This is a genomic window from Streptomyces sp. NPDC057249 (genome assembly GCF_042669245.1).
GTDB lineage: Bacteria > Actinomycetota > Actinomycetes > Streptomycetales > Streptomycetaceae > Streptomyces.
Genome location: NZ_JBHUXS010000001.1, coordinates 644580 through 670633 on the forward strand (window position 1 = coordinate 644580; position 26054 = coordinate 670633).

24 protein-coding genes, 3 tRNA genes and 1 pseudogene are annotated in these 26054 nt (G+C 69.4%); 12 read left to right on the forward strand and 16 right to left on the reverse strand.

The genetic code is table 11. The features are described from left to right. The first annotated feature begins 48 nt into the window (after nucleotides 1-48). Nucleotides 49-133: transfer RNA gene (locus tag ACFUJY_RS03055), tRNA-Ser, on the forward strand. A 296-nt stretch (nucleotides 134-429) separates the two neighbouring features. Further along, nucleotides 430-1185: a DUF6602 domain-containing protein gene (locus ACFUJY_RS03060; protein ID WP_383293564.1), complete on the forward strand. Its 756-nt coding sequence runs from the start codon at nucleotides 430-432 to the stop codon at nucleotides 1183-1185. Nucleotides 1186-1288: 103 nt separating this feature from the next. Here the strand turns inward: ACFUJY_RS03060 and ACFUJY_RS03065 are convergent, their stop codons facing one another. The 11 genes and pseudogenes from ACFUJY_RS03065 to ACFUJY_RS03115 form a co-directional block, all read right to left on the reverse strand. Further along, on the reverse strand, nucleotides 1289-1777 hold the full coding sequence (locus ACFUJY_RS03065; RefSeq protein ID WP_383293566.1) for a DUF4411 family protein: 489 nt from the start codon (nucleotides 1775-1777) through the stop codon (nucleotides 1289-1291). Beyond that, nucleotides 1777-2913: an ImmA/IrrE family metallo-endopeptidase gene (locus ACFUJY_RS03070; protein WP_383293568.1), complete on the reverse strand. Its 1137-nt coding sequence runs from the start codon at nucleotides 2911-2913 to the stop codon at nucleotides 1777-1779. Before ACFUJY_RS03070 ends, ACFUJY_RS03065 begins: the two co-directional genes overlap by 1 nt. A 34-nt stretch (nucleotides 2914-2947) precedes the next feature. Further along, on the reverse strand, nucleotides 2948-4450 hold the full coding sequence (locus tag ACFUJY_RS03075; RefSeq protein WP_383293571.1) for a tyrosine-type recombinase/integrase: 1503 nt from the start codon (nucleotides 4448-4450) through the stop codon (nucleotides 2948-2950). After that, the gene (locus tag ACFUJY_RS03080; RefSeq protein ID WP_383293573.1) at nucleotides 4444-4647 is read right to left on the reverse strand and encodes a helix-turn-helix transcriptional regulator; all 204 of its coding nucleotides are present in this window, start codon (nucleotides 4645-4647) and stop codon (nucleotides 4444-4446) included. Before ACFUJY_RS03080 ends, ACFUJY_RS03075 begins: the two co-directional genes overlap by 7 nt. Further along, nucleotides 4638-5231, reverse strand: a pseudogene (locus ACFUJY_RS03085) (replication initiator); the annotation flags it as partial. The pseudogene ACFUJY_RS03085 and the gene ACFUJY_RS03080, both read right to left, overlap by 10 nt. Before the next feature lie 378 nt (nucleotides 5232-5609). Then, a complete protein-coding gene (locus ACFUJY_RS03090) occupies nucleotides 5610-6476 on the reverse strand; it encodes a GNAT family N-acetyltransferase (protein ID WP_383293576.1) in 867 nt (288 codons plus the stop codon). 88 nt (nucleotides 6477-6564) lie between these two features. Beyond that, nucleotides 6565-6729, reverse strand: a complete 165-nt coding sequence (locus ACFUJY_RS03095; protein WP_383293578.1) for a hypothetical protein — start codon at nucleotides 6727-6729, stop codon at nucleotides 6565-6567. Continuing rightward, nucleotides 6726-7850 (reverse strand): radical SAM protein, encoded by a 1125-nt coding sequence (locus tag ACFUJY_RS03100; RefSeq protein ID WP_383293581.1) that lies wholly within the window; start codon nucleotides 7848-7850, stop codon nucleotides 6726-6728. Before ACFUJY_RS03100 ends, ACFUJY_RS03095 begins: the two co-directional genes overlap by 4 nt. Beyond that, a complete protein-coding gene (locus ACFUJY_RS03105) occupies nucleotides 7835-8056 on the reverse strand; it encodes a hypothetical protein (RefSeq protein WP_383293584.1) in 222 nt (73 codons plus the stop codon). The genes ACFUJY_RS03100 and ACFUJY_RS03105 overlap by 16 nt, the downstream gene beginning before the upstream one ends. Continuing rightward, nucleotides 8044-8373, reverse strand: a complete 330-nt coding sequence (locus ACFUJY_RS03110) for a hypothetical protein (RefSeq protein WP_383293587.1) — start codon at nucleotides 8371-8373, stop codon at nucleotides 8044-8046. The genes ACFUJY_RS03105 and ACFUJY_RS03110 overlap by 13 nt, the downstream gene beginning before the upstream one ends. Continuing rightward, nucleotides 8373-8573 (reverse strand): hypothetical protein, encoded by a 201-nt coding sequence (locus tag ACFUJY_RS03115; protein WP_383293590.1) that lies wholly within the window; start codon nucleotides 8571-8573, stop codon nucleotides 8373-8375. Before ACFUJY_RS03115 ends, ACFUJY_RS03110 begins: the two co-directional genes overlap by 1 nt. A gap of 123 nt (nucleotides 8574-8696) precedes the next feature. Between ACFUJY_RS03115 and ACFUJY_RS03120 the strand changes: the two genes are divergently transcribed. Then, nucleotides 8697-10043 carry a hypothetical protein gene (locus ACFUJY_RS03120; protein WP_383293593.1) on the forward strand — a complete coding sequence of 449 codons (1347 nt, stop codon included), beginning with the start codon at nucleotides 8697-8699 and terminating at the stop codon, nucleotides 10041-10043. Here the strand turns inward: ACFUJY_RS03120 and ACFUJY_RS03125 are convergent. Further along, complete coding sequence (locus ACFUJY_RS03125) at nucleotides 10021-10554, reverse strand: NUDIX hydrolase (protein WP_383293596.1); 534 nt, start codon at nucleotides 10552-10554, stop codon at nucleotides 10021-10023. The genes ACFUJY_RS03120 and ACFUJY_RS03125 overlap by 23 nt on opposite strands. A 979-nt stretch (nucleotides 10555-11533) precedes the next feature. On the opposite strand from ACFUJY_RS03125, the gene ACFUJY_RS03130 reads away from it, so the two are divergent. The 4 genes from ACFUJY_RS03130 (at nucleotide 11534) to ACFUJY_RS03145 (ending at nucleotide 15719) form a co-directional block, all read left to right on the forward strand. Continuing rightward, nucleotides 11534-12103, forward strand: a complete 570-nt coding sequence (locus ACFUJY_RS03130; protein WP_383293599.1) for a DUF4145 domain-containing protein — start codon at nucleotides 11534-11536, stop codon at nucleotides 12101-12103. A gap of 561 nt (nucleotides 12104-12664) precedes the next feature. Next, complete coding sequence (locus ACFUJY_RS03135) at nucleotides 12665-12976, forward strand: hypothetical protein (protein ID WP_383293602.1); 312 nt, start codon at nucleotides 12665-12667, stop codon at nucleotides 12974-12976. 269 nt (nucleotides 12977-13245) lie between these two features. After that, entirely contained in the window at nucleotides 13246-13902 is a 657-nt protein-coding gene (locus ACFUJY_RS03140; RefSeq protein ID WP_383293605.1) for a SigE family RNA polymerase sigma factor, read from the forward strand. Between the two features lie 167 nt (nucleotides 13903-14069). Next, a complete protein-coding gene (locus ACFUJY_RS03145) occupies nucleotides 14070-15719 on the forward strand; it encodes a long-chain fatty acid--CoA ligase (RefSeq protein ID WP_383293607.1) in 1650 nt (549 codons plus the stop codon). Nucleotides 15720-15842: 123 nt separating this feature from the next. Here ACFUJY_RS03145 and ACFUJY_RS03150 read toward each other — a convergent pair whose 3' ends face one another. Next, nucleotides 15843-20528 (reverse strand): PAS domain-containing protein, encoded by a 4686-nt coding sequence (locus tag ACFUJY_RS03150; protein ID WP_383293610.1) that lies wholly within the window; start codon nucleotides 20526-20528, stop codon nucleotides 15843-15845. Between the two features lie 211 nt (nucleotides 20529-20739). Next, complete coding sequence (locus tag ACFUJY_RS03155; protein ID WP_383293613.1) at nucleotides 20740-21198, reverse strand: SSI family serine proteinase inhibitor; 459 nt, start codon at nucleotides 21196-21198, stop codon at nucleotides 20740-20742. Nucleotides 21199-21395: 197 nt separating this feature from the next. On the opposite strand from ACFUJY_RS03155, the gene ACFUJY_RS03160 reads away from it, so the two are divergent. From ACFUJY_RS03160 to ACFUJY_RS03180, 5 genes are all read left to right on the forward strand, one after another. After that, nucleotides 21396-21486: transfer RNA gene (locus ACFUJY_RS03160), tRNA-Ser, on the forward strand. Between the two features lie 160 nt (nucleotides 21487-21646). Further along, a tRNA-Arg gene (locus tag ACFUJY_RS03165) sits at nucleotides 21647-21719 on the forward strand. Between the two features lie 116 nt (nucleotides 21720-21835). Next, on the forward strand, nucleotides 21836-23050 hold the full coding sequence (locus ACFUJY_RS03170; RefSeq protein WP_383293616.1) for a helix-turn-helix domain-containing protein: 1215 nt from the start codon (nucleotides 21836-21838) through the stop codon (nucleotides 23048-23050). 125 nt (nucleotides 23051-23175) lie between these two features. Continuing rightward, the gene (locus ACFUJY_RS03175) at nucleotides 23176-23592 is read left to right on the forward strand and encodes an ATP-binding protein (protein WP_383293619.1); all 417 of its coding nucleotides are present in this window, start codon (nucleotides 23176-23178) and stop codon (nucleotides 23590-23592) included. Further along, nucleotides 23589-23738 carry a hypothetical protein gene (locus tag ACFUJY_RS03180; protein ID WP_383293622.1) on the forward strand — a complete coding sequence of 50 codons (150 nt, stop codon included), beginning with the start codon at nucleotides 23589-23591 and terminating at the stop codon, nucleotides 23736-23738. The genes ACFUJY_RS03175 and ACFUJY_RS03180 overlap by 4 nt, the downstream gene beginning before the upstream one ends. 38 nt (nucleotides 23739-23776) lie before the next feature. On the opposite strand, the gene ACFUJY_RS03185 is transcribed toward ACFUJY_RS03180, so the two are convergent. Continuing rightward, entirely contained in the window at nucleotides 23777-24973 is a 1197-nt protein-coding gene (locus ACFUJY_RS03185; RefSeq protein WP_383293624.1) for an NAD(P)/FAD-dependent oxidoreductase, read from the reverse strand. A gap of 114 nt (nucleotides 24974-25087) precedes the next feature. Further along, on the reverse strand, nucleotides 25088-26029 hold the full coding sequence (sigJ, locus tag ACFUJY_RS03190) for an RNA polymerase sigma factor SigJ (RefSeq protein ID WP_383293627.1): 942 nt from the start codon (nucleotides 26027-26029) through the stop codon (nucleotides 25088-25090). Nucleotides 26030-26054: the final 25 nt, after the last annotated feature.

Here is a 26054-nt window from a genome sequence, read left to right on the forward strand (position 1 = left end):
TAGGCTGTCCCCGCGCCGGACCGGTCCTCACCGACCGCGCCGGCGCGGGGTGGGTTGCCCGAGCGGCCTAAGGGAACGGTCTTGAAAACCGTCGTGGCGCGAGTCACCGTGGGTTCAAATCCCACACCCACCGCAGCAGGTCAGACGATGTGCTGATCAGAAGGGGTGTCCCGACCAGGGGCACCCCTTCGTCATGGTGCCCTGTCCCACCCTGACCCGCCCATGTACCGCTTTGGATCATGGTGTGTGGACCAGGCGTGGACCAAGGCTGACGGGTCTGGCTGTAAGAGCAGACTGGTTGATGGGCGTTCGTAGCTCGGCACGTAGGACCCCCGGCCGCAAGTAGGTTTTCCTGATCGATTCCGGCATCGGTGATACCGCTCGTAAGATCGCTGCGCAGGAGCCAAGAGTGGGGCAAGGGGTGTACCGATGAGCAAGATTGTGGAGCAGTACTGGTCGGCAGTGGCCCGCCGGCTTCAGGAGGAAGTTGACACCTTCAACAAGCTCATTGGCCACGCCGGGGAGCAGGGGCGGGAGAACGAACTGTCGCTAGTCCGCCTGATGGAAAACTTGCTACCTACCAGCGTTGGCGTGGGCAGTGGCATGATCATTGATTCGTATGGTGGCGTATCAAAGCAGACTGACATTGTCATCTATAATTCTGCGGATCAACCGTCGATTCTCGCGCAGACAACGCAGGCGATTTTTCCGGTTGAGAACGTAATGATGACCATTGAGGTGAAAACAACCCTCGATGAGGACGAAATTGCTGATTGTGTCGCTAAGGGGGAAGCGCAGCGGTCGCTGCGTACGGCAACCGGTAAGCCGGCACCTCCAATGATGGTGCTCGCCTATAATGCTGCAACGATGATTTCCACCGTTGCTAGCCACCTGCGGAAGATTGACAAGTCCCTCCGTCCGGAGGCCATGTGTATCGTAAATCCCGGGGTGCTGGCAGGGGCGGGCAGCCTGATCAAAAAAATGGATCCGATGAGTATTCGATCGGTTTGGCTGCCTTGCATGCGCTGGATTCCTCCGGAGAGCGAATCTCTGAAAACTGGCAAAGGCCGCGATCCGATGAAAAGGGCAAGGTGGCGCTTAGGGCTGGTATTCCCTACCCAGTCGGGAGGACTGGTCCTAGGAACGACACTCGGATCATTGGGGACCCTGGGCGCGCTCTTTTGATTTTCTGTTCAGTCATCCTTGGCTGGCTTAGTGATATGTCTGATCTACCTGAACCCACGCTGGCTCATTACATGCAGGGGACAGCCTTGGAACTCTTCCACCTCTAAAGGTAGGTTTCCATGCCCATTGCGTGAATCATGTCTGCTGTAGACATTGAAGCGAGTCCAAGGGCCTGACAGGCGTCGCCCAGGCACATCCGATTGGGCAGCTCGCGATTGTCTTCTGTCACGACCACGGTCGATCGCCCAGTATCGCTGACCATGAGGGCTAGCGAGGCGACGAGTACAGGGGTCTGTTCGCACTCGTCATCGAAGTCGGCCAGCTCTTCGCAGGTCCCGAGGACGTCCTCCTGCCAACCGTTATCCACTCGGTATTGCTTGCGATGGGCGGAGGCGGCCTTAACCCAAGTGTAAATGAACTCGCCCTCGGCAAATTTTTTACAGTCCTGCATCGCGAGGTTCGGAAACGTGAGATTTCCGGCCGAGATCTCCTCGGTCAGTAGATCAAAGAACGAATACACCCGATCCTCGGACGTGCATAGAGTGGGGAGCGTTAGTAGCGCATGTGTGTCGATGACATACAGCGGAGGCATTACACCTCTTCCGCTATGCGCTGCTGAAGGCTCCTCAGTTGTTCTCCGTTAACGTTCAGGTATTTACGGGCGTCCACGTCGTGGAGCTTTCCGCGATCCCTTGCGGCAAGGAGCAGTCGTGGATAAGTGACGCCATATTCTCTGATCCGGACTAGGTGCGTGGTCTGAGGTTCGCCGCCGAACGCGGGGGCATCAAATTCCAGAGGATTCAATGAAACCGCGCGATATAGAGGTTGCGAGGCGATTCCGAGATGGATCAATCGCAGGGCGACACATTGGAAGCTGGCGCCATAACGGTTCGAAATCCTCCGTACTGACTCCACGTCATCATTTTCCACGCGAGAAATCTTGAGATACTTCTCAAGATATGCGCGCAAATGTGGTTCTGGAATCAGGAATGCCGCTGCGAATCTGTCACACCAGCGCTCTTCGGAATCCTCAGGTTGATCGCAAACTGCTTGTTCGTGCGACAGCAAGTGGCCGAGTTCGTGCAGGATGGTGAAGGTGCGTGCAGCCGACACTTGGGATGTGCTGTTGTAGGCGATCAGCGGGACGGTTCCGCTGTAGATGGAGAAGCCGCGGCAGGCTTCGCTGTTCATCGACAGTTGGATGACCATGATCCCCTGGTCTTCAAGGGATCTGCGAACCATCTTGGTCACGCCTGATTTACTTGCCTTGACTTGGCTCGTGATGTCCCAATGGAGCCATGCTTGCACGCTTTTTGCGGTCGCTTCTGGCGTCTGCATTCGTCCAGGCAAGTCGACTGGCCCATGTTCTTCTACGCGCTCCGCTGCCCAAACTGCGATCTTCTGCCGCCGTTCAGCCAGTCGGAGTTCGGCCCGTTCCTCTGAGGTCAGGCTTCGTGCTCCGTGGGCACCCAACGGGCTACGGAAGGCTGCCTGCAAGGGCTGCTGTGATGGAACACGCGGCGAGAAGAATAGAGAGGTTGGCCGCCGTAGGGCCTTTGAGATCTGACGGAGTTGCGTCAGCCCTGGAGCGTCATCACCAGTTATCCACGAGTCCACCGTGCCGGGGTCTGTGCCTAGATCACCTGCCAGTTGAACCCGCGTGAGGCCAGCCTGTTTCATCGCCCAGACGAGGACGTCTGGGTTGATGCGCTGTTTGATGGCGGCCATGTAGCCAGCGTAGTCACTGAACACTCATAGGTCATCACTTGTGCGTGAGAGGTGGCTGACGCTCCTGATAACACTGTCGGTGAACCGTGACGGGGAGGCTCCGGGTTGCAGGAGTCTCCCCGTCGGTTGCGCTCTGTCGCTGCCGGCTTCCCTCTTGGCCATCGAGGGCTTGCTCGATCTGCTGGTTTGCGTAGTCCTGGTTGCGGCGGATGGCCTTGGCGTAAAAGCGGAACAGCACGGCGATGCTGTGGCCGGCGCGGCGGGCGACCTCGGCCGGGGAGACGCCGGAATCTAGCCAGAGCGAGACACCAGCGGCGCGGAGGCCATACGGCACCTCTGCAAGAGGAGTCTTGAACTCGTGCGGCGTGAGGACGACGCGGCGAGCTGCCTTCCAGATGTCGCCGTACTCCTTGCTCAGGAGGCCGCCGCCACGGGCCGCGCGGAACAGCCGGCCGTCCTCTGCTGTGCCGAACTCCGCGATGTGCTCGCGGATCAGACTGACCAGGACCGGCGGTATTGGTACCTCGCGGGTGGCCTTTCGGGCGCGCTTCTTGAGGCCCCGGGAGTCGTAGGACTCCCCGGAGTCGGTCCAGCCGGAGCCGACGCGAGGGGAGCTGGACGACAGGATGACTTGGCCCCAGCCTTCCTCGGGCAGAGTGAAGTCCGACTCGCGGAGACCCACCGCTTCACCGGGACGGGTGGCCGCGTAATACAGGCACCCGAAGAACGCCTTGAGGTGCCGACCACGGTCGTTCTGCTTGCCCACGGCGTCGATCAGCTTGCGGGCCATGGCAGGGCCGGGGACGTATCGGAAGTCGATCTCTTCGTCCGTCTCGGGCGCCGTCCAGTCCACCTTGGCCAGGGGCAGGGAGGGCAGGCGGTCCAGTTCGACGGCGTAGCGCAGGCAGTTGCTGAACACGGGCACCTTGCGGTTCACCGTGTTGTCCGCCGCGGCGGTCCCGTCCATCTTGCGGGAGAGCGCGTCCAGGGCGGACCTCACGACCGTCGGCGTGTTCAGGGCCGAGATGTCCACGGACTTACGGCCGATCCAGTCGAGGGCGGCCACGATCGCTTCGGGCGCTTCCTCGGCGTCGATGCGGGCCACGAGTTCACCGCTCTGGCTGAGGACGAGGCGGAAGGACCAGGAGTAGAGCGCGGTTCGCAGAACCCGAGGAGCGGGGGCACCACGGTTGTCCTTGACCAGACGCGGTGTGACGGTGGCGAGGGCGTCCGCGATGCTCGCGCGGTGCTTGGCCGAGGCGTTGGGCCATTTCATCGCCGCGTACTCCTGGGCGTGCGTGAACCAGGTGGGGGACTGGGCCGCCTGTACTTCGGAGGCAGGCAAGCCGGTCTCGGTGTCGAACTGTTCGCGCTTGCGCAGCGCGGCCAGCAGTTCGGAGCGTCGGCCGTCCGCCTGGGCCTTGATCTTGTAGCTCTTCGAGAACGGCTGGACGCCGACTCGCCAGCGAAGCTGATAGGCCGCAGCGCGGTCGGGGCGCTTGCGGATACCCCAGATCTGCACGTCGAAGGTCAGCACGCGGGTACCTCGCATCCCTCGAACCAGGCATCGAGGTCGGCCCGGCGGATGCGGATCTGTCCGTTGGGGAGCTTGGGGCAGCGTGGGGCATTCCCGCGAGCGCGGAGCCGGTAGAAGGCGGCCCGCGACATGCGCAGCTCGTCCAGGGCTTCGACCATGGTCAGCATGCGGGTGGTCGGTGCGGCGGTCACTGCCATACCTCCCCTTCGGTCTTGGCGCGTTCCTTGTCGGCGCGGGTCTGGTTGATGTCGTGGCGGGTCTGGTTGGCGAGGAGTTCTTCGCCGGGGCGGTAGCCGGAGGTGAGGTAGGCCCACGAGGACTCGGTGACGAGCACGGTGTCCGGGGCAGGGGCGGGATGGCCGGCGCGGACGCGGGCGGCGTCGGCCTGGGCAAGGCGCCAGGCGCGGCGGACGTTGCGGAGGGCACCGAGGGTCGTGGAGTAGGCGCGGGACTTGGTGGAGAAGTGGCCGCGGAAGCCGAGCATGTGCGCCCACTTGCAGAGCTTGAGATCTGCGAACTCGGGCAGGCCGCCCAGGTCCCAGGCGGTGCGGATCATCTGTCGGACGTGCCGGTGCACGGGCAGTTCCCGCAGGGGTTCGGCCTGGCGGGTGCCTTCGCAGTCGGGGCAGAGTTCCTTCACCCGGCCCCCGACAGCCCCCCGGCCGGAACAGGTCCGGCAGACCAAGGAGCGGTCCACGGTGCCGGAGTCCTCGGCGCTCTTGGTGGCGTACTTGGCGACGTACCCGGCCACGGCTGCGTCGGTGAGTTCGGGCCCCCGCCCACTCGCGCCGCAAAAGCCCGAAGAGCGGGTATCCGCATCCCGGAGGAATCCCGGTAGCTGTCCGGCGGCGAGCACGGCCAGCAGGAGCGGAATGCCTGCCAAGTCCGCACCGGCCGCTGCGGATCGACGTTCAACCAGCCGTGATCCGGTCGGCCGGCCTCCTGCCCACCCGTCAGGCGAGGTCTGCGGCAGCGCTCAGGCTGCAACGTGGCCGAGACCGTGACGGATTGGGGAAGCGTGGTCGGGGCCGGTGGGTGGTTGCTGGAGACACACGTGGCGGGTGGTCGGTCGGGGCACCCACCGTCGTGGCTGGCTTTCTGTGGCTGAGGTCGCAAATGGCGTAAGGCAGCTGACCAGGGAAGGCGGCGCGGTAAGGACCTACGCGGACGTGGTGTGGGTGAAGCCCAGGGAGGCCAGTCCTTCGGACTGACACAGGCGGTCTGAGGGGCCGTCGACCTCGGTCTGGAGGAGCTGGTAGGTGGCGCCATGGGACTGGCCCCAGTGCATCGCGGCCCGCCACAAGACGCGACCTAGTCCGCGGCCCCGGGCCTCGGGCAGGACAGCGAAGTACTGGGGCATCAGCTGGGGGCGACCGATGGCGTCAGGAAGTACGTCCATGGGGCCGATCGCGCCCACGATGCGGTCCTCGATGGCGGCGGCGAGGACCGGGCCGCACTGGCCAGCCTGCATCTGGGTGTGGAGGAAGGCCAGGCCATCGCCTGCCATGGCCTCGGCGAACGGGACGAAGGTCTCCTGCACAGCGGTCGGCCAGGCGGTGACGGGCCGGACCGGACCACCCGGGTCGGGGCAGGGGGCGACGGTGAAGTCCTTCAGCTGGATGCGGGTGCCGCGCGGGTGTGCGGTCTCGGGACCGAGGGGACGTACGACCCGGGCGTTGACCACGTCGTGCGTGGCGGCGAGCTTCGCGGCCAGCTCGGCGGCCTCCTCCACGACACTGTCGCGGAGCCCGTAGGCGAAGACCTTCACAGTGCCGCGTCCGCGCCTGGTCAGCGTGGGAATGAGCGTGTGCTCGGGCTGGTGAACCACATCCTCGCGGAGGACTATCTCATCCTTCTCACCTCCCCAACGCCGGTCCTTGTCGTAGGGCAGGAAGTCCCCGGTGTCGGCCGCTCGCAGGATGTCCTCGAACATGCTGACGGTCAGGGCATCGGGGTGGACGGGCCCGAGGGTCGGCACGATCGGCGCGGTCAGTTGGGGCCGGATCCAGTCCCAGCGGAAGAACATGAGCGGCACCCTAGCGGTGGGACGGGCAGGGCTCAGGCCCCGACGCGAGTACGCCGGGGCCTGAACGGAGTTGACCGGATCGTGTCGGTCAGTGGGGGTTGTCGTCACCGGCATCGCAGGAGCATTCCGCGCTCTCCACGATCACGTCGAGGTCCTGTACGGCGGTGATCGACGCGGTCGCGACGGGCGGGGCCGCGCGACGGGCCGAGGGCGGTGGGCCGGGGAGGATGGTCACTGGTACGGGCGGGTTCATGAGGCGTTCTCCTTGTCTCCGTGCTGGCAGTAGCTGTGCAGCGGCGCCTTGGCCTCCTGGTAGTGCTTGGCCAGGGGGCGGCATACCCGGCAGGTGCCGGACAGGGCGCAGCCCTCGCACCCGCCGGTGCGAAGCATGAGGCGGTCGGCGATGGCGCCGAGCCGGGTGAGGCCGTCGATGCCTTCGGCCATGAGGTCGATCTGGTCGTCGCGGCCGACCTTGCAGATCGAGACCTTGGCGTGCGGGTCGGCGTGGAAGAAGGTGTGTCCCGCGTTGCAGCCGGCGAACGGCTTGCGCTGCCGCAGGTGGGCGGCGGACTGGGCGAGCAGCGGCTCTCCGCCGCCGTAGATCGTGGGCGTCATGTTCGTGTACGCGTGGTTCTCGACGTTCCACTCGTCGGCGAGGGCGGCCATCTCGTCGGCCTCGGAGGCGTTGTCCTCGGTCACCACGACGTTGATGCGCAGCGGAAGACCCGCTTCGCGGGCGGCGTCGATGCCGCGCCGGAACGCCTTCCACGCCCCACGGCGCTGGGTGAGCGTGTCGAAGGATTCCTCGCTCGCCCCGTACATGCTGACCACCAGGCGGTACGGCGGGCAGTCCCGGAAGAGCTTGAGGAGGTCCGGCCGCCAGAGCAGCGAGCCGTTCGTGGAGATGGTGAGCATCATCCCGGCCAGCCAGGCGTACCGGTAGGCACCCTGGAAGTGAGGATCCATGGTGGGCTCGCCGCCGGTGATCTGGAGCCAGAGGACACCGGCCTCACGCATGATGTCCAGCAGTCGCACCTTGTCCTCCCAGCCGAGGCCGGAGAACGGCCGCTCGCCGAGGTAGCAGTGCTTGCAGCCGAAGTTGCAGCCGAGGTTGATCTCCCAGGAGGCGCGGCAATAGCCGTACGAGGACGGCTCGCGTACCAGCACGGTGCCCTGCGCGGTCTGGCCGTCCAGGTCGAGGCCCCACATGTCGGCGGCGGTCTGCACCGCCCAGGTGGGAAGCGACCCACCGTCGGTGGCGGTCTGGCGCAAGCCCTCGTAGTGGTCGGCGGAGATTCGGGCGCCGGCCCGTGCTCCCGGCTTGAGGAGAAGGTGCCCGTCGAGGAACGGGGAGGCGATCAGAGCGTGGGCCATCGGTGGCCCTCCTTCCGGATCACGGAGCGGGACAGCACATGGGACTCCTGGCGGCCGGCGAGGCAGTGGATCTCGCCCAGCCCGTTACAGGTGCCGCAGGTCTTGCCGGACGAGTTGGCGCCGGTGCCACCGCAGTCCCCGCACTGTTCGTTGCGAGGCGAGCGAGGGCGCCGGGGCTTCTGCGGGCTCGCGATCAACTGGTGCACGAGACCTCCTCCATGGCGTCTTCCCAGGTGTGCTGTTTGGCGTGGTCGTCGAACAGACAGCAGCCCTCGCCGTCAGGACCAGGGGCGGTCACCGGGCAGTCCGGCAGCACGACGAGTTCCGTCTCGTTTGTCCCGTGCCAGCGGAGCCACAGCGCGGTTCCGTAGGCGCCGGCGTCGGTGAGGAGACCGAAGTGCTGACCCTCGTCGTGCGCGGACAGCTGGCAATGCACCGCCCTGTCGATGTAGGTGGCGGCCGACTTCTGCCGTGCTTCCCGGGCCAGGTCGAGGGGAACCCGGCGCCAGTGCGCGCACCGCATCACGACACCATCCGGAAGGACGCGACAGCGTTCCGTTCCTGCTGCGAGCACTGAGAGCAGATGCAGGGCGGGTAGCGGCCCGGGTTCTCCGGGACCACCGGGTCCTGGCCCACACGTACCTCCGTGAGAGGCCCCCACGTCTGGCCGGAGTCGCGGGAGACCCGCAACGTCATCCGTACGTCGTCCTGTCCGTTCGCCATGGTCAGGAGCATCGCGATCCGCGGACCCGGCCAGAAAGGCCAAGCGGATTACCCAACTTGGGTAACATCACCCTCGGTTGACCAAGTGCAGCGATCCGTAGTCCTCATGCCGGAGCGTGCCCGATGCCCGAGCCATCTCGCTCGAAGGAACTCCCGGTCAGCCTGCTCACGGACCCAGTGATGATCGAGGCATGCCAGGCCAGAGACTTCGGCCGCATCTTTCAGCTGGTCAAGGCACGAGCAGGCATCTATCCGTCGATGGTCGCGCGTCGCTGCGACCTGACCCCGAGCCGCGTGGGCGAGGTGATCGCCGGACGGCGGCAGTTGCTGCACATGGACGTGATCGAACGGATCTCGGACGGGCTGCGCATCCCCGGACACATGCTCGGCCTTGCCCGCCGTTCCTGGGAGACGCCGCCCAGCATGACGGTCACGCCCCGCGAACCGGCCGAGGTGTCGACCTCAGCCGTCGAGCCGCTTGTCGCCGGACTGCCCAGCGCGGACGTCGACAGCATTCTCGCCCTGGCGGCCGAGCGGGATCTCAGCGCCTCGACGCTGGACGCGCTGCATTCGTCGATCGCGGACTACTGGCGCCGGGACGACGAGCACGGCGGCGAGACCTTACGGCCGGCGGTCGTCGGCCAACTCCGCTACGTCGTTGACCTCCTCAAGGAGCAGCGTCCGGCTCCTTTGCGGGACGGCCTGCACAGCATCGCGGCCGAGCTGGCCCGGCTCACCGGATGGACCTACTTCGACGCCCGCCAGTACAACCAGGCACGCGCCTACTTCACCGAATCCCTCGGACTGGCCAAGGCCATCGACGACCGCCAGTTCATGGCCAACGTCCTCGCTTGCATGAGCCTTCAGGCCACCTACCAGGACAAGCCCGGCGACGCCCTCGCACTCGTCACGGCCGCCCAGGACCAGGCCCGAACGGCCGCGGGGACGACACCGCGCGTGCTGGCCATGCTCGCGATGCGCGAAGCCTTCGCCCACGCCACCCTCGGCAACCACGGCGCGACCCACACTGCGATCTCGGAAGCCCACACCCAGTTCGGACGGATCGGTGCCGGCGATCCGGACCCGGCCTGGGTCGCCTACTTCGACGAACCGAAACTGATCGTGGACACCGGCATCGCACACGGCCGCCTGGGCGAAGCCGCCCTCGCCGAACCCCTCATCGCGGACGCCCTCCGCCGAGAACACCATACGAACCACCGAGGCCGCGCCTTCCACGCCTTCTGGCTTGCCCGCACCCAACTCCAGCGCGGCAAACTCGACGAGGCGTGCCACACGGCCATGGACGCCCTCGCCCCGGCGGCGGCCGTCAGCTCGCAACGAGTCGCCGGCCACCTCCGGGAGTTCTACGAACAGCTGGAACCCTTCCGCCGCGAACCGGCCGCAGTGGCATTCGAGGCCCGGCTCCGGGAAGTGCTGCCCCGTCAGGTCATCGGATTGCCTCGTCCATGAGCACATAGAGCAGCCCGACCAAAGAGCCACTGCTGACGATCTCGCGCCGGTCGATCATGCCCCGCACGTCGGCCAGCGGGATCCACTCGATCCGGTCCGACTCGTTCTTCTCAGTCGGTGGACCCTCGTACGTCGCCGCGTCGGCGCGGAAGACGTGGTGTTGGGAGTCGGTGATGCCGTTCGCCGGCTCGGCGTAGATCAGCGGCTTGATCGGACCGGGGCGCCAGCCGGTTTCCTCCAGCACCTCACGGGCCGCCGCCTCGGCCGGTGTCTCGCCCTCCTCGACCAGACCCATGGGCAGCTCCCACGCCCAGGCGTCCGTGATGAAGCGATGCCGCCACATCATCAGAACCTCGCGGCGCTCATTGACGACGGCGGCCACGGCCAGGTGCCGAAGCTTGACGACGTGGTGCTCCCAGCGGTTCCCGTCCGGCGTCTCGACGTCGGTGAGCCACAGGTTCACCCAGCTGTTCTCGTAGATCGGACGTTCCCCGTGGATCTTCCACTGCATCGCTGCGGCCCCTCTCGATCGACCTCCAGCATCGCAGAGCTACAGCTACAGACTGCCAGGTTCAATCAAATTCACGTCATAGTGACGAATAGGTGGCCGGTCTGAGGAGACGCGGATGGTCGTGATTGGCCCTCGCCCAAGACCGTGAGCGGGGGCCAATCTGTTGTCAGCCAGTTACGAAGCCAGGGCTAGCTGTTGTTGTCTTCCTGACGACTGCGGCGACGCCACCGTGCGAGTGCACTCCGGCCCGCCAATACGCCGATAGTTGTCACAGTGCTTGCCGCCAGATTGGCGAGGATGTCGATGAGGAAGCCCTGCATGTGCTCTCCATGGGCAGCTTGAAGCTACCCACCGGATGAGCGGGCTTGCGGCGAACGTCACGTACGTGACTGGAAAGTGACCCCGTCCTCGCCCAGGGACTGCCCTATCCATACGGCAGCAGGCTCATGGTAGCAACGAGACGTCCAACTCGGTGAAGCCCGCAGCTCGCATCTCGTCTACGAGCTGCCACCACCTTGTTGCTTCAACCTGGGGCGTACGCGGGCATGCTGGGCACCTGAAGATGTATGAACTGCGACCCATCATGGACCCAGGCTCGGCGTCCCGCATGGGTGACGCGAAGTATCTGAAGGCATGGGTCATCCCATGGCTGCCATCAGCTTCGCGTCGGGCCATCGTCAGACGGACTCGCGCGTGCTGGCCCCTATCGGTGCATACGATCCCGACTCGGTACTCCTTGGCCATACCGACAGTCTCCTGTAACTCTCTTAAACCGTATGCCCACGTAACCTTCGGCAGCGATGCTTGAGAGCTCCATCGCTGCAGTCGGAGTGCTGATATGCCCAATCAGGAGCAGGTCCTCTCGTACGCTCGCTCACTGGCCCAGACGTTGCAAGAAGGTCTGGTGTGGAAGCCCGGTCGGAACGGGGACGGTCGGGGCTGGTGGCAGGTATCGGACCATCAGGAGCTTCCTGCTCTGATGGCCAACGCGTTCGCGGGCATGGAGTTTCTGCGCCAGTACGCCGGTGAAAACAGCTTCTGGACCTCCCGTGCTGCTGAGGTGTACCAAAGCAAGGGAGATAACCAGTCCACTGAGTCGGGAGCTCGCGCCGTCGGTGATGTCCTGCTCACCTGGGTTCGCCAGGTGGAAGCAGGCGTCAGCGAAATCGTGGGTGCTCGCGCTTGGTCGGAGGTCGGACTGATCAGCACGGACATGATGGGCCAGGTACGGCGGCTACTGAATGACAAGCAGACCCATCCTGCTGCGGCCATCGTGCTGTGCGGTGCAGCATTGGAGAGCGCACTGCGGGCGCTGATTGAGGCCCGCGGGCTTGAACTGCCCGAGCGCCCCTCGCTCAGCACGTACTCGCAGCTTCTCCGTCGGGAGGAGCTGATCACCAAGCAGGAAGCGAAGGATCTTGAGCAAGTCGGGGGACTCCGGAATGCGGCGGCTCATGGTCAGTTTGAGGAGCTGAGCCGAGAACGCGCCGGCCTCATGGAGCAGCAGACCAACCTCTTGCTCAGCAGGATCTCTGAGCTTCGCCTGTAGGGCTACTGGGGACGGTGCGATCGCGCCCGTGCTGGTCGCAGTGGACCCGGCGTGGACCGCGTGGCCCCACAAGGGCTGGTGGTGGGGTCGAGTATGCACGTCAGGTGCGTTCGAGGGGCTTCCCCCAGCACTCTCTTGAAAACCGTCGTGGCGCGAGTCACCGTGGGTTCAAATCCCACACCCACCGCAGTGAACGGCCCCCGACCGGGCGAACCGGTCGGGGGCCGTTCGTATGGGTGCGGGGGTTCTTAGGATGGGCGGTGGGGGCGGGGTCGTAGCGCAGAGGTCGTCGCGCGCGGTCTCCAAAACCGTGAGGACGCCGGTTCGAATCCGGTCGGGTCCGCCTCCGCCTTTCCCCGTTCGGGCGCTGGGCGCGTGGTTCGCCCCAGGTCAGGGGTTTGGATTCCGTTCCTCACGCTTGCGGGGGAACCGGAAGCTGTGGGTGGTTCGCCGGGGTCGCGGTGGGCAGTTCTGGTCCGCGACGTCGTGATCAGCACCGGGCGGTCGGCCGCCGGCCCGGGTTCAGCCTCAGCCCTACTTCCGGTTCCTGGAGGAACAGACATGGCAAGCATCCGTACCGCTCGTGCCCTCGCCGTCGTTGCCGCGCTGCCTCTGGCCGCCGTTCTCCTCGGTGGAGTGGCCCAGGCGGACAACGGCTCGTTCGCGAGCAGCGGATCGAACGCGGGCGTGGCCACGATCAGCGGCAGCGGGGTCGGCCGGGACAACGCGGGCAACTCCTCGACCTCGCAGCAGCAGGCGACGGGCGCCGGAGCGTCGAACCAGAGCAACTCCGCGCAGGTGAACGGGTCCGGCTTCACCGACATCGACCAGTCCACGCACTACCTGGCGGTGAACTTCACGAACCTCTGGTGAGCCCCGCGCCGTTCGCGGCCCGGTCGGGGGGCCGGGCCGCGACGGACGCATCCGACGGCCTGCCCGTACGCCGCTCCGGCGTACGGGCGGGCCGTCCGCCGTCCGCACCGGGGCGGTGCCCGGGGCCTCGGGGCCGACCCTGAGGACCCGGGTACCGGCTCCTCCACCTACAGGAGGTGGAGGGGGACCCGGTCCTACACCCTGAGGCGGACGCGGTTTCGGGACCTGGGGGCGATTTGGGAGGCGGGCCCCGCTTCTAGCGTGGAGCCATGACCACGCCAGTCCGCTCGGGCACCCACGGGGGAGCCGCACCGGCATGCACGTCGGCCGCGGTACGCACTTACGCGCCGGCGCGCACCGCAGCCCCGGCGCGCACGCCCGGCACCTTCGGCCGCGCCGCGCACGCCGCGCGCGCGTCGGCACCGCACGTCCCGTACCCCTCGTTCACGTCGTTCGTGCAGGCGCGCGGCCCGGTGCTGCTGCGGGCGGCGCGCTCGCTCACCGCCAACCCGAGCGACGCCGAGGACCTGCTGCAGACCGCGCTCACCAAGACCTACGTCGCCTGGGACCGGATCGAGGACCACCGTGCCCTCGACGGTTATGTCCGCCGGGCCCTGCTGAACACCAGGACCTCGCAGTGGCGCAAGCGCAAGGTCGACGAGTTCGCCTGCGACGAGCTGCCCGAGCAGGAGGCCGTCCCCGGCCCCGACCCCGCCGAGCGGCAGTCGCTGCACGACGCGATGTGGCGCGCGGTCCTGAAGCTGCCGGCCCGCCAGCGGGCGATGGTCGTCCTCCGCTACTACGAGGACCTGAGCGAGGCGCAGACCGCCGAGGTGCTCGGGGTGTCCGTCGGCACGGTCAAGAGCGCGGTCTCCCGGGCGCTCGGCAAGCTGCGCCAGGACCCGGAGCTGACGTCGGACCGCTGAGCCGGGTGCGCCACTGAGGCGGAACAGTGCGATCCGGCCCGGTCCCGGGCGGTGTGACATTGCGGGGCGACACCGATTCGTGCTCCCGGAAGTAGTGACATACCAAGCGGTATGTGCGCAGAATCAGCGGAACCCTACTGCCGCGTAGCGCCCACCGGGAGGACGCCGTGCTCAGCACCATGCAGGACGTACCGCTGACTGTCACCCGCATCCTGACGCACGGGATGACGATTCACGGGAAGTCGCAGGTCACGACCTGGACCGGAGAGCCGGAGCCGCACCGGCGCAGCTTCGCGGAGATCGGCCGGCGCGCCACCCAGCTCGCCAACGCCCTGCGCGACGAGCTCGGGATCGACGCCGATCAGCGTGTCGCCACGCTCATGTGGAACAACGCGGAGCACGTGGAGGCGTACCTCGCCATCCCGTCCATGGGCGCCGTTCTCCACACGCTCAACCTCCGACTGCCCGCCGAGCAGCTGGTCTGGGTCGTCAAGCACGCCGACGACAAGGTCGTCATCGTCAACGGCTCCCTGCTGCCGCTCATCGCGCCGCTGCTTCCCCAGCTGACGTCGGTGGAACACGTGATCGTCGCGGGTCCCGGCGACCGTTCCGTCCTGGACGGCGCGACGGTGCGCGTGCACGACTACGAGGAGCTGCTCGCCGGCCGCCCCACCAGCTTCGACTGGCCGGAACTGGACGAGCGCCAGGCCGCCGCGATGTGCTACACCTCCGGTACGACGGGGGACCCGAAGGGCGTCGTCTACTCCCACCGTTCGATCTACCTGCACTCCATGCAGGTCAACTTGTCCGAGTCGATGGGCCTGACCGACAAGGACACCACCCTCGTCGTGGTCCCGCAGTTCCACGTGAACGCCTGGGGGCTGCCGCACGCGACGTTCATGTCCGGCGTCAACATGCTGATGCCGGACCGTTTCCTCCAGCCGGCCCCGCTCGCCGACATGATCGAGCGCGAGCGCCCGACGCACGCCGCCGCCGTCCCCACCATCTGGCAGGGGCTGCTCGCCGAGGTCACCGCCAACCCGCGCGACCTCACCTCCATGGCCAACGTCACGATCGGCGGCGCCGCCTGCCCGCCCTCCCTCATGGAGGCGTACGACAAGCTGGGCGTCCGCCTCTGCCACGCCTGGGGCATGACGGAGACCTCGCCGCTCGGCACCATGGCCAACCCGCCCGCCGGACTGACCCCGGAGGAGGAGTGGCCCTACCGCGTCACCCAGGGTCGCTTCCCGGCCGGTGTCGAGGCGCGCCTCGTCGGCCCGGCCGGTGAGCACCTGCCGTGGGACGGCGAGTCGGCCGGTGAGCTGGAGGTGCGCGGCGCCTGGATCGCCGGTGCCTACTACGGCGGCGCGGACGGCGAGGCGTTGCGGCCCGCGGACAAGTTCAGCGAGGACGGCTGGCTGAAGACCGGTGACGTCGGCGTGATCAGCGCGGACGGCTTCCTCACGCTCACCGACCGGGCCAAGGACGTCATCAAGTCCGGTGGCGAGTGGATCTCCAGCGTCGAGCTGGAGAACGCGCTGATGGCCCACCCGGACGTCGCGGAGGCCGCCGTCGTCGCCGTCCCGGACGAGAAGTGGGGTGAGCGTCCGCTCGCCACCGTCGTCCTCAAGGAGGGCGCCACCGCCGACTACGAGGCGCTGCGGGCGTTCCTCGCCGAGTCCGGCATCGCGAAGTGGCAGCTGCCGGAGCGCTGGTCGGTCATTCCGGCTGTCCCGAAGACGAGCGTCGGCAAGTTCGACAAGAAGGTCATCCGCAAGCAGTACGCGCAGGGCGAGCTGGACATCACGCAGCTCTGATCCGTCGTCCGGTCCACCGTCCGGACAGCACGAGGGCGGTACGGGTGCGTTCCCGTACCGCCCTCGTCGTATGCGTCTGTCTCTGTATCCGGAGCTGTATTCGTATCTGTAGCCGTACGACGGTCAGTTGGTGCCGATCTTCGCGAGCAGGTCGACGATGCGGGACTGCACCTCGTCGCTCGTGGAGCGCTCCGCCAGGAACAGCACGGTCTCGCCCGAGCCGAGGCGCGGCAGCTCCGCCTCGTCGATGCCGGCTGAGGTGTAGACGACCAGCGGGGTGCGGTTCAGCCGGCCGTTCGCACGCAGCCAGTCCACGATGCCGGCCCGGCGGCGGCGTACCTGCATGAGGTCCATCACCACCAGGTTCGGCCGCATGCGGGTCGCCAGCGCGACGGCCTCGCTGTCCGTCGCCGCGCAGGCGACCTGCATGCCCCGCCGTTCCAGCGTCTCCGTCAGCGCGGCGGCGATCTCCTGGTGCTCCTCGGTCAGCAGGACGCGCGGCGGGTGCTGTTCGCTGTCGCGCGGCGCGAGCGCCTTCAGGAGTACGGCCGGGTCGGCACCGTACGCCGCCTCCCGTGACGCCTGCCCCAGTCCCGCGGTCACCAGTACGGGCACCTCGGCGGCGACCGCCGCTTGCCGCAGGGACTGGAGCGCCTTTCGGGTGATCGGCCCGGTCAGCGGGTCTACGAAGAGCGCGGCGGGGAAGGCCGCGATCTGCGCGTCCACCTCCTCGCGCGAGTGCACGATCACCGGCCGGTATCCGCGGTCGCTCAGCGCCTGCTGCGTCGGGACGTCGGGTGCGGGCCAGACGAGCAGTCGGCGCGGGTTGTCGAGCGGCTCGGGGGGCAGTTCGTCGTCGACCGGCTGCGGGGAGGGGCGGTTGGCGACCTCGACCGCGCCACCGGGGCCGTCCAGCGGCTCCGGCCCCTCGGCCGCGTCCTGGTCGGGTGCGCCGATGGCGTACGCGCGCCCTTCGGCCGCGGGTGCGGAGAGCAGCTGCCCCGACCCCTGCCCGTGCACGGTGGGGGCGGGGGGTGCGGTGGCGGACGCCGCGGGCCCGGGCTGCGGGGCCGCGGGGGCCGGGGCGGGCGGCGCGGGGCGTTTGTCCTGCCCGGGCTCGGGCTCCGGCGGCGCGGCCAGCTTCCGGCGCCTGCCGACGCTGCTGCCGCCGCCCAGGGTCTGGTTCTGCTGGTGGGCGACGTGCTGGGCGAACGGCACGCCCTGCCCCAGCGTGCGCACGCTGAACGCACGCCCCTGCGTCGAGTCGGACCCGCCCGGCATCGGCGCCTCGGCGGGCAGCGGCTGCCGCCGCGCGTCGGGTGCGGGCGCCAGCGTGCGGGGGCGGGCCGGGGGACCGGCGGGGGTGGCCGTGCCGGTGGTGTGGGCCGTACGTCCGGTGCTCTGCGTCTCCGGCGCGGCGGGCCCCTGCCCGGAGGCGTCGTCGTCCTCCCAGCCGCCGGGGTGCGCGGGCGGCGCGGGCAGGTCGGCCGGGGCGCCGGGGGCCGGCTGCTCCGGCCGTGCGCCGGGGGCGCCGAGCCCGGGGGCGGCGGGAGCGGGCGGTGCGGCTTCGGCGGCCGGGCCGGGCGGTGCGGGCGGTGCGGGCTGGGCGGGCAGCGCGAACGGTGCGGGCTGTGCGGCCTGGGCGGGCAGCGCGAACGGCGCGGGCCGCGCCTCCTGCGCACCCGTGTCCCCGTGGCGGGCGCGACGCCGGCCGGTGGGGGCGGGCTGGGCCTGCGGCGGTACGGGGGCGTGCTCCGGCGTGCCGGCCGGGGCGCCGGGAGGGGGCGTGGCGGGGGCGCCGACGTTGGCGTCCGGCGCGCCGGGCAGCCCGGCACCGGGCTGGTACGCGGAGGGCCCGGCCGGGCCCGTACCCATGCCGGCACCGTGCGAACCGTCTGCGGGGGTCTCGTCCCTGCCCATGCCGACGTGGGGGGAACCGGGCGCGGGAGCCGCGCCCCTACCCATGCCGGCGTCGTGCGAACCGGATGCGGCAGCCTCGTCCGTACCCATGCCGGCGCCGTGGGAACCGGGCGCGGGGGTCGCGCCCCTACCCATACCGACGTGGTCGGAACCGGGCGCGGAAGCCTCGTCCATACCCACACCGGCGCCATGCGAACCGCCTGCGGCGGCCACCTCCGTACCCACACCGGCGCCGTGCGAACCCGGCGCAGCGTCCTCCGGCGCACCGCCAGGACCAGGACCCGGCACCCCGATCGCGCCCGCGCCCTCCGTGCCCAAGCCCAAGGACCCGTCCGGCGCCCCGGCACCCGGGGCCACCCGGTCCGCGTCGGCGGGCGGGAGGGCGAAGGGGACGCGCGGTCCGGACTCGGCGGCGGCGGCCCGTTCCTGGGCGGCGGCCAACGCGCGGCGGCGGCGCCCGGTCGGCTGCGGTGCCGGCGCGGGCAGCCCCGGCGAGGGCGAGGGCGAAGGGCCGGGGGCCGGGCGGGCGGCGTCGTCGAGGTTCGAGAAGGCGGCGGGGGCGGCGGACTCGACGGCGTTCACGACGGGGGGAAGGGCGAGACGGCCCTCGTCGCCCGGGTTCGCCCGGTGTCCGCCGGCCGGGACCGGGACCTGCGCCCCGGCCGGAACGCCCTGCGGGGGCACCGTGTGCCCGCGCTGCGGCCGGCCGCCCTGCGCGCCCTCGGCGGCGGTCACGACGGACCCCTCCGACGGAGCGGCCGCGGGGAGCGCGAGGGCCGGGCCCGGGGCGGGCTGGGCCGGCTGCGCGCCCGTCTCGGCGGGGCTGGGCCGCCCACGACGGCGCCCGGAGCCCTCGGCCTGCTGGGCGGGGATCAGCTCGTTCGGGCCGGCCGCCTCGGCGGCGGGGGCGGCACGGCGCGCACGCCGGCGCCCGGTCGGGGCGGACGCACCGGTGTCCCCGGGGGCCGCTTCCAGCTCGCCGCTGCCGTCGGAGCCGCCCATGGGGCTGTCCAGGAAGGCGTCGGTGGAAGAGCGCCGCGCACGGCGCCGCCCCCTGCCCGCCTCGGGCGCGTCCGACACCACCGGCGCCGGGCCCGCATGGCCGGTCTCCCCGGCGGGAAGAGGCGCGGGTGCCACCGGCGGAGCCGCCTCCACCTGAGGCACCGGGGGCGGCTCGGGGGGTGTCACGGTCCCCGCACCCGCGCCGATCGGCACCTCCAGCACGTACGCACTGCCACTCATGCCCGGCATCTCGTGCGTCTGGAGCACACCGCCGTGCGCGCCGACGATGCCGCTGACGATGGGCACGTGCACCGGGTCTCCGCCGGCGAACGGTCCGCGCACCTCGATGCGTACGACGTCGCCGCGCTGGGCGGCGGCGACCACGACGGTTGAGTCGACGTAACCGCCACCGGGCACGAGACGGGCCTTGCCGGTCGAATCGACGCCGGCGACGTCCGCGACGAGGTGGGCGAGGGCGGTCACCAGGCGTCCGGCGTCGACCTCGGCCTCGATCGGCGGGGCGTGCACGGCGAACTGGGCGCGGCCGGGCCCGATCAGCTCGACCGCGGCGTCGATGCCGGCCGTGACGACGCCGTCGAGCAGGACACGCGTCTTGACCAGCGCCTCGGCGCCGGCGTCGAGGCGCTGGTAACCCAGCACGTTGTCGATGAGCGTCGTCATGCGCGCGTAGCCCGCGGCCAGGTGGTGCAGGATCTGGTTCGCCTCGGGCCACAGCTGGCCGGCGGGGTCGGCGGCGAGCGTGGAGAGCTCACGGCGCAGCTCCTCCAGGGGGCCGCGCAGCGACTCGCCGAGCACGGCGGTCAGCTGGGTGTGCCGGGCGGTGAGATCGGTCAGCCGTTCGGCCTGCTCCTCCAGCTCGGAGGCGTAACGCTCGGTGCGGTCGGCCAGCTCGGCGGCGTGGGCCTCCTCGGCGGCTGCGAGCTCGGCGGTGTGCCGCTCGGTGAGCTCGGAGACGGTCGCGGTGTGGTTCGCGGTCAGCTCGGCGACGGCGGCGGTGTGGTTCGCGGTCAGCTCCGCGACCTCGTCCTTGCGCCGCTTGTCCAGCTCCTCGTAGGGCCGGCGGTCGGTGAACGTCATCACGGCGCCGACGAGCTGGTCGCCGTCGCGGACGGGGGCGGTGGTCAGGTCGACCGGCACCTGTTCCCCGCTCTTGGACCACAGAACCTGCCCGCGCACCCGGTGTTTGCGTCCCGACTTCAGCGTGTCGGCGAGGGGGGACTCCTCGTACGGGAAGGGCTCGCCCTCCGCGCGCGAGTGCAGGATCAGCGGGTGCAGCTCCTGGCCGCCGAGGTCGCTGGCGCGGAAACCGAGGATCTGCGCGGCGGCGGGGTTGACCAGGACGACCCGGCCGTCGGTGTCCGTACCCACGACACCCTCGGCGGCGGCGCGCAGGATCATCTCGGTCTGGCGCTGCGAGCGGGCCAGTTCGGCCTCGGTGTCGACGGTGCCGGAGAGGTCGCGCACGACGAGCATCAGCAGCTCGTCACCGGTGTAGCTGCCCCCGTACGAGCCCTGGACGTCCTTGTACGCCGCCTGCCCGTCCTCCAGGCTGGCGCTGGTCACCTCGACGGGGTACTCGTTGCCGTCGGTACGGCGCGCGATCATGCGCGTCGGCTTGGTACGGCCTCGCTCGTCCGCAGCCTCGGGCCGGCGCATCGACCCCGGGATCAGCTTGGAGTCGAACTCCGGCAGCAGATCGAGCAGCCCGCGGCCGACGAGCGCGGTGCCCGGCGACTCGAACATTTCGAGGGCGATGGTGTTGGCGTTGACGACCGTACCGTTGCAGTTGACGAGCAGAAGCCCGTCCGGAAGGGCGTCGAGTATGGCTGCGAGGCGAGCAGCGCCTCGGGATGGCCTGCTGCTCACGACGACGCTTCCTCCCTGATTACTGCACCTTGCCGACAGCGGCCCCATCTTGCCCCTCGGGCCTCAGGCTGTCACTGAAGGAGTCTAAAGGCAGGGGCGGGGCGTGGGACTGCGGATGAGGGGGAGCTCTCACCAAGGTTTGGTGCGTACCTTGTACGGCTCCGAGTCGCACCGCACGCCGCGGTGCCCGGCCGACCGGCCTCGGGCCTGCTCACCGCACGTTCGGCAGGACCGGCCGCAGACCGTTCCACCGGGCGATCTCGCACCCGTTGGTCCGCCTGAACGAGGCGTCGACGTGGCGGCCGTGCCAGGTGCCGGTGACCCGGGCGGTGGATTCCCCGCCGTACTGCTGCGTACACATCGCGTCCCCGGGAACCGGCGCGAACGGGTCCGCCCCCTCGCCCTCCAGCTGATCCAGCCGCTCGCACGCCTGCGCCGCGACCGGGTGGCTCCCCCCGGCCGGCGCGCACTCCAGCTCGTACCTGCCGTCGGCCTCCGGGTTCCCCGACCCGGCGACGACCACGGTGAGCCGCGTCCCCGCGCCGTCGTCCTGGAGGAGCGGCAGGGACAGCGGCAGCGGGAGGGGCCCGGACGCGGCGGTGGCGGCGGGCGCGGCGGCGGACAGTGCGGCGAGGGAGGCGACGGCGGTGAGAGCGAGACGGCGCATCATGGCGGACTCCTGTGGCGGAAGAACTGCGGGGGCGGCGCCCCCGCCCTGCCTAACGCGCCACCGGCCCCGGCGTTGCGCACGCCAACCGCTTTGCTCTCGTGGCCGCCCGCCTAGTACCGTAGGCCGCGATTGGTGGCGCAGCGTGCAGCTGTGTCATCATCTGCACGCACCACCCGCGCTCGCGCGGGCGTTGCGCTGGAGGCGTCGCCTAGTCCGGTCTATGGCGCCGCACTGCTAATGCGGTTTGGGGCTTACCCCCCATCGAGGGTTCAAATCCCTCCGCCTCCGCACCACACCGAAGCCCCGGTCCCCAGGACCGGGGCTTCGGCCGTTCCTGGCGTTCACCCAGTTCAGGCGGGGTGCGGGCAATGGATTTCGCGTCCCGGCGCAGGTCATGTAATGTTGTTCTCGCAACGCCGACGGGGCAGAAAAAACCCCGGAAGCACAAGCACTCGTAGCTTAACGGATAGAGCATCTGACTACGGATCAGAAGGTTGCAGGTTCGAATCCTGCCGAGTGCACATAGATAAGAGGCCCGGACGAGAGTCCGGGCCTCTTGCGTTTTGTGCTGGGACGGACGGAGGTCCGTCGCGCTCGTCCTACTGTCCGTGCCGGATCGCAGGCGTACCGTGGCCGCGTGGCGAACGATGATCTGGGGCGGACTCTGCGGCGGTTGCGGCGGTTGGCCTCGCTGACGCAGGAAGAGCTGGCCGAGCGGGCGGGGGTGTCCGTCGATGTGATCAGGCAGCTTGAGCAGGGGCGGAAGCAGTCGGCACGTCTCCCCACGTTGCACGCGCTCGCGAACGGTCTTGGCGTTGAGCTCACCACGCTTCTGGGGGACCCGCCTGCTGTCGCGTCCTCGGGGGAGAACGACGGGCCGCGCTTCGTGGCGGTGCGGCGCGCCATCATGCCCGCGCTCTGGGGGCCGGACCTGGAGCCGCCCGGGGACGGCTTTGCGATGGAGCGGCTGCGTGAACGGATCGCGGAGGGGTGGACGCAGTACCACTCCGCCGAGTTCGATGCGGTGATGACGGCCCTGCCGGAGCTCATTTCGGATGCGCGCGCAGCCACCGCTTCATCCGACGGAGATGTGCAGGGGGCCGGCTTCGGTGCTCTGGGCAAGGCGCTTCAGCTTGCGGGGCATGTCGCCGTGCGGATGGGGAAGACCGATCTCGCTCTCATCAGTCTGGAGCGCGCGATAGCGGCGGCTGGGCAGTCGGCCGATCCGCTGCTCGTGCCGATGATCGTCAACTCCACGGCCTGGACGTACCAGCGGCAGGGCCGTCTGGACGACGCGCTGGGCATCGCGCTGCGTACCGCTGACGAGATGGTCAGCGCGGGGCGCCTCGACACCGTGGACGGGCTGAAGGTGTGGGGAGCGCTGACCATGAGTGCTGCCACGTCCGCCGCTCGGAGCGGGGACTACGAGCGTGCGGCGGCGATGATGGCGGCGGCGGAGAAGGAGGCCGCGCGCGTCGCCACGCTGCCTCACGGCGGTGACAACCGGATGGTCAGCGTCTTCAGCCCGTCCTCTGTGCGGATTGAGCGTGTTCGGCTGGCCGTCCAGTACGGACACCCGCAGGATGCTCTGGCCCTGGCCAAGGGGATGCGGCTGAGCAAGGACACTCCGCCGTCCTGGCGGACGTGGCTGCTTCTGGACGTGGCACGAGCGCACACGGACACCGGGGACGCGGCCGGAGCCGTAAAGACTCTGGAATCGCTACGCCGTGTGGCACCGACGTGGATGCAGCACCACACCTTGGCCGTGGCCATCGTTCGGGATCTTTGGTCCTTGCCCAACCACCCTGTCGGCCTGCGGTCGCTGGCCGAGTTTCTTGGAATCTGCGCTTAGCGTCCTGAAAGTGGGACGCAGCGCCCCTGTAACCCCTTCTCGCAGGTCGCTTACATGAGCGGACAGTGCCCCGGCAGCCGTGCGACCGGCCCCGGGGCTCGGCCGATCTGAGAGAGCAGACCGACATGCCGCAAGCTACAGCGCAGGCCCGCCCCATCGGGCCTCCCGGGTACAGCCAGGCGATGCCGCGCAAGCCGGAGAGCGCCGCTGCCGCCAGACGTTTCACCGATACCGCCCTGGCTTGTTGGGGCCTGGAAGAGCTGGCCGACGACTGCGCCTTGATCGTGAGTGAACTCGTCGCCAACTCCGTGAGGCACGCCCGCCGGGACTCCATCCGCGTAGTCGTGGAGCGCACCGCTCCTCGCGCGGTCCGCGTAGCTGTTACGGACTTCAGCCGTGCGCTGCCCGTTGAACGTCAGGTGGGCGACAGCGACGAAGGTGGGCGGGGCCTGTTACTCGTGGCGGCTGTGGCATCCAACTGGGGCACGGGCGAGCGCCGCTGGGGCAAGATCGTCTGGGCTGAACTGGAGGGGTGCGGATGACCACCAACGACAGCATCGGCCGCAGCGCGGCCCGTGCCCATCTTTCTCTGCTGATCGACATGTTCGGCGTGGACGGGTGCTTGCGGGTCTACGTGCTACCTGAACTTGTACCGCAGGCCGCAAGTGAGGCTGTCGAGGAGGAGTAGTTCTGGGGGCCCGCGAAGGGGGCGATCCGGATGCCCCGTCACCGCTCTGCGGCCTCCACCGGCGAGGACAGGGCGGAGATCGCGACCGGGCGGCGGCGGGTCGGCAGGCCGGTCGTCGGGTTGGCCACGCCCCAGGCGGCGCCCTTGCAGACCAGCTCCTTGTAGACGGCGGCGAGCCGGCCCGTCAGCGCCGCCCTGACCGCGCGGTCGTCGGCGGTGACGTACTGGATGAGGCCGTCCTTGCGGCCCAGGGAGACGCACTGGTTGAAGTAGCGCAGCGGGGTGGACGGGATCTTGGTGCCGGTGAGGCGGGCCGCGAGGGCGTCGGCGGCCTGCCAGGCGGTGGGGACGCCCGAGGCGCAGGACATCCGCAGCGGCTTGCCGCCGGGGCCGGCGACGAGGGCCGCGTCCCCGATCGCGTACACATCGGGGTGCGAGACCGAGCGCATGGTCGCGTCGACCACGATCTGGCCGCTCGTAGAGGTCTCCAGGGCGGTGGCCGCCGCGAGCGGGTGGACCGCGAAGCCGGTCGTCCAGACGGTGACCGCCGCCGGGAACGAGGTGCCCTCGGCCGTGGTGACGTGACCGGCGCCGACCTCCGCGACGGCGGTGTTCTCGTGGACGGTGATCCCGAGCCGGGCGAAGACCTTGCGGACGTGCGCGCGGCCCTTGGGCGAGAGCCAGTCGCCGAGGCCGCCGCGCGCGGCGAGGGCGATGTCGAGATCCGGGCGCGCCTCGGCGAACTCGGTCGCCGCTTCGAGGCCGGTCAGCCCGCCGCCGACGATCAGCACGGGCTGTCCGGGTGCGAGGGCGGCCAGCCGGTCGCGCAGCCGGAGTGCGCCGGGGCGGCTCGCGATCTCGTGGGCGTGCTCGGCGGCCCCGGGGACGCCCTGGGTGTTCCAGGCACTGCCGAGGGCGTAGACGAGGGAGTCGTACGCCAGTTCCTCCTCGCCGTCCGGGCTCTCGACGGTGACCGCCTTGCGGTCGACGTCGACGGCGGTGACCCGGCCGACCTTCAGCTCCACGCCCGTCCCGGCGAACATCTCGGTGAACGGGCGGGGCTTGAGGTCCTGGCCCGCCGCGAGCTGGTGCATGCGGACGCGCTCCACGAAGTCGGGCGCCGCGTTGACGAGGGTGACGGTGACGTCCTCGCGGCGCAGCCGCTTGGCGACGCGCCCCGCCGCGATGGCTCCGGCGTATCCGGCTCCGAGGACGATGATGCGGTGCTGCTGCATGTGCCTGCTCCTGTCTCGCGCGGTCGCGCCCCTGCGGGGTGGTTTCTCGCCCCTTGAACCGGGTAGCCCGCGCTTTCCTGACAGGAGACAGGTGTGACCTGGGTCACCGGGCGCTCAGAAGGCTGTGAGCAGCGGCTTTCCGTGGGCCATGGCCGCCCACTGCCGGGTCGCGCGTTCCAGCTTGTCCGGGTTGACCTGGTTGCGGAACGCGGCGATCCCCTCCGGAGTGACTTCCACGCACATGACGCCGATGACCTGTTCGCCGACGACCGCCAGCACGGCGGTGGAGCCGTTGGCGTGGGTCATGTGCAGCTCGACGGAACCGCCGGTGTACGCGGTCTTCGCCTTGCCCGGCTTGAGCAGGCCGCGCATGAACGTCGCGACGGCCTTCGCGCCCTCGAACGCCTTGGCGCGGGCGGGCACCTTGCCGCCGCCGTCCCCGAGGGAGATCGCGTCGGAGGTCAGCAGCTCCACGAGCGGCTCGGTGCGGCCGCCGGCGGCGGCGAGCAGGAACTCCTCGATGACCCGGCGGGCGGCGGCCTCGTCCACCTCGGTGCGCGTCCGGCCGTCGGCGATGTGCTTCTTCGCCCGGTGGTAGACCTGCTGCACGGCGGACTCGCTCAGCTCCAGGATCTCCGCGATCTCCCGGTGCGGATAGCCGAACGCCTCGCGCAGCACGTACACGGCCCGCTCGCCCGGTGTCAGCCGTTCCATGAGCGTGAGCACGGCGTACGAGACCGACTCGCGCTGCTCCACCGTGTCGGCGGGGCCGAGCATCGGGTCCCCGGCGAGCAGCGGTTCGGGGAGCCAGGCGCCCACGTACGTCTCGCGGCGGGCGCGGGCGGAGGTGAGCTGGTTGAGGCAGAGGTTGGTGAGGACCTTGGTCAGCCACGCCTCGGGGACCTCGATCCGCCCGGTGTCGGCGGCCTGCCAGCGCAGGTAGGTGTCCTGCACGGCGTCCTCGGCCTCGCTCGCCGAGCCCAGGAGGCGGTAGGCGATGGCCTCCAGCCGGGGCCTGGCCGCCTCGAACCGGTCCACGTCCTGCACGGTCGTCATGCCCGGAATCGTAGCCCCGGGCCCG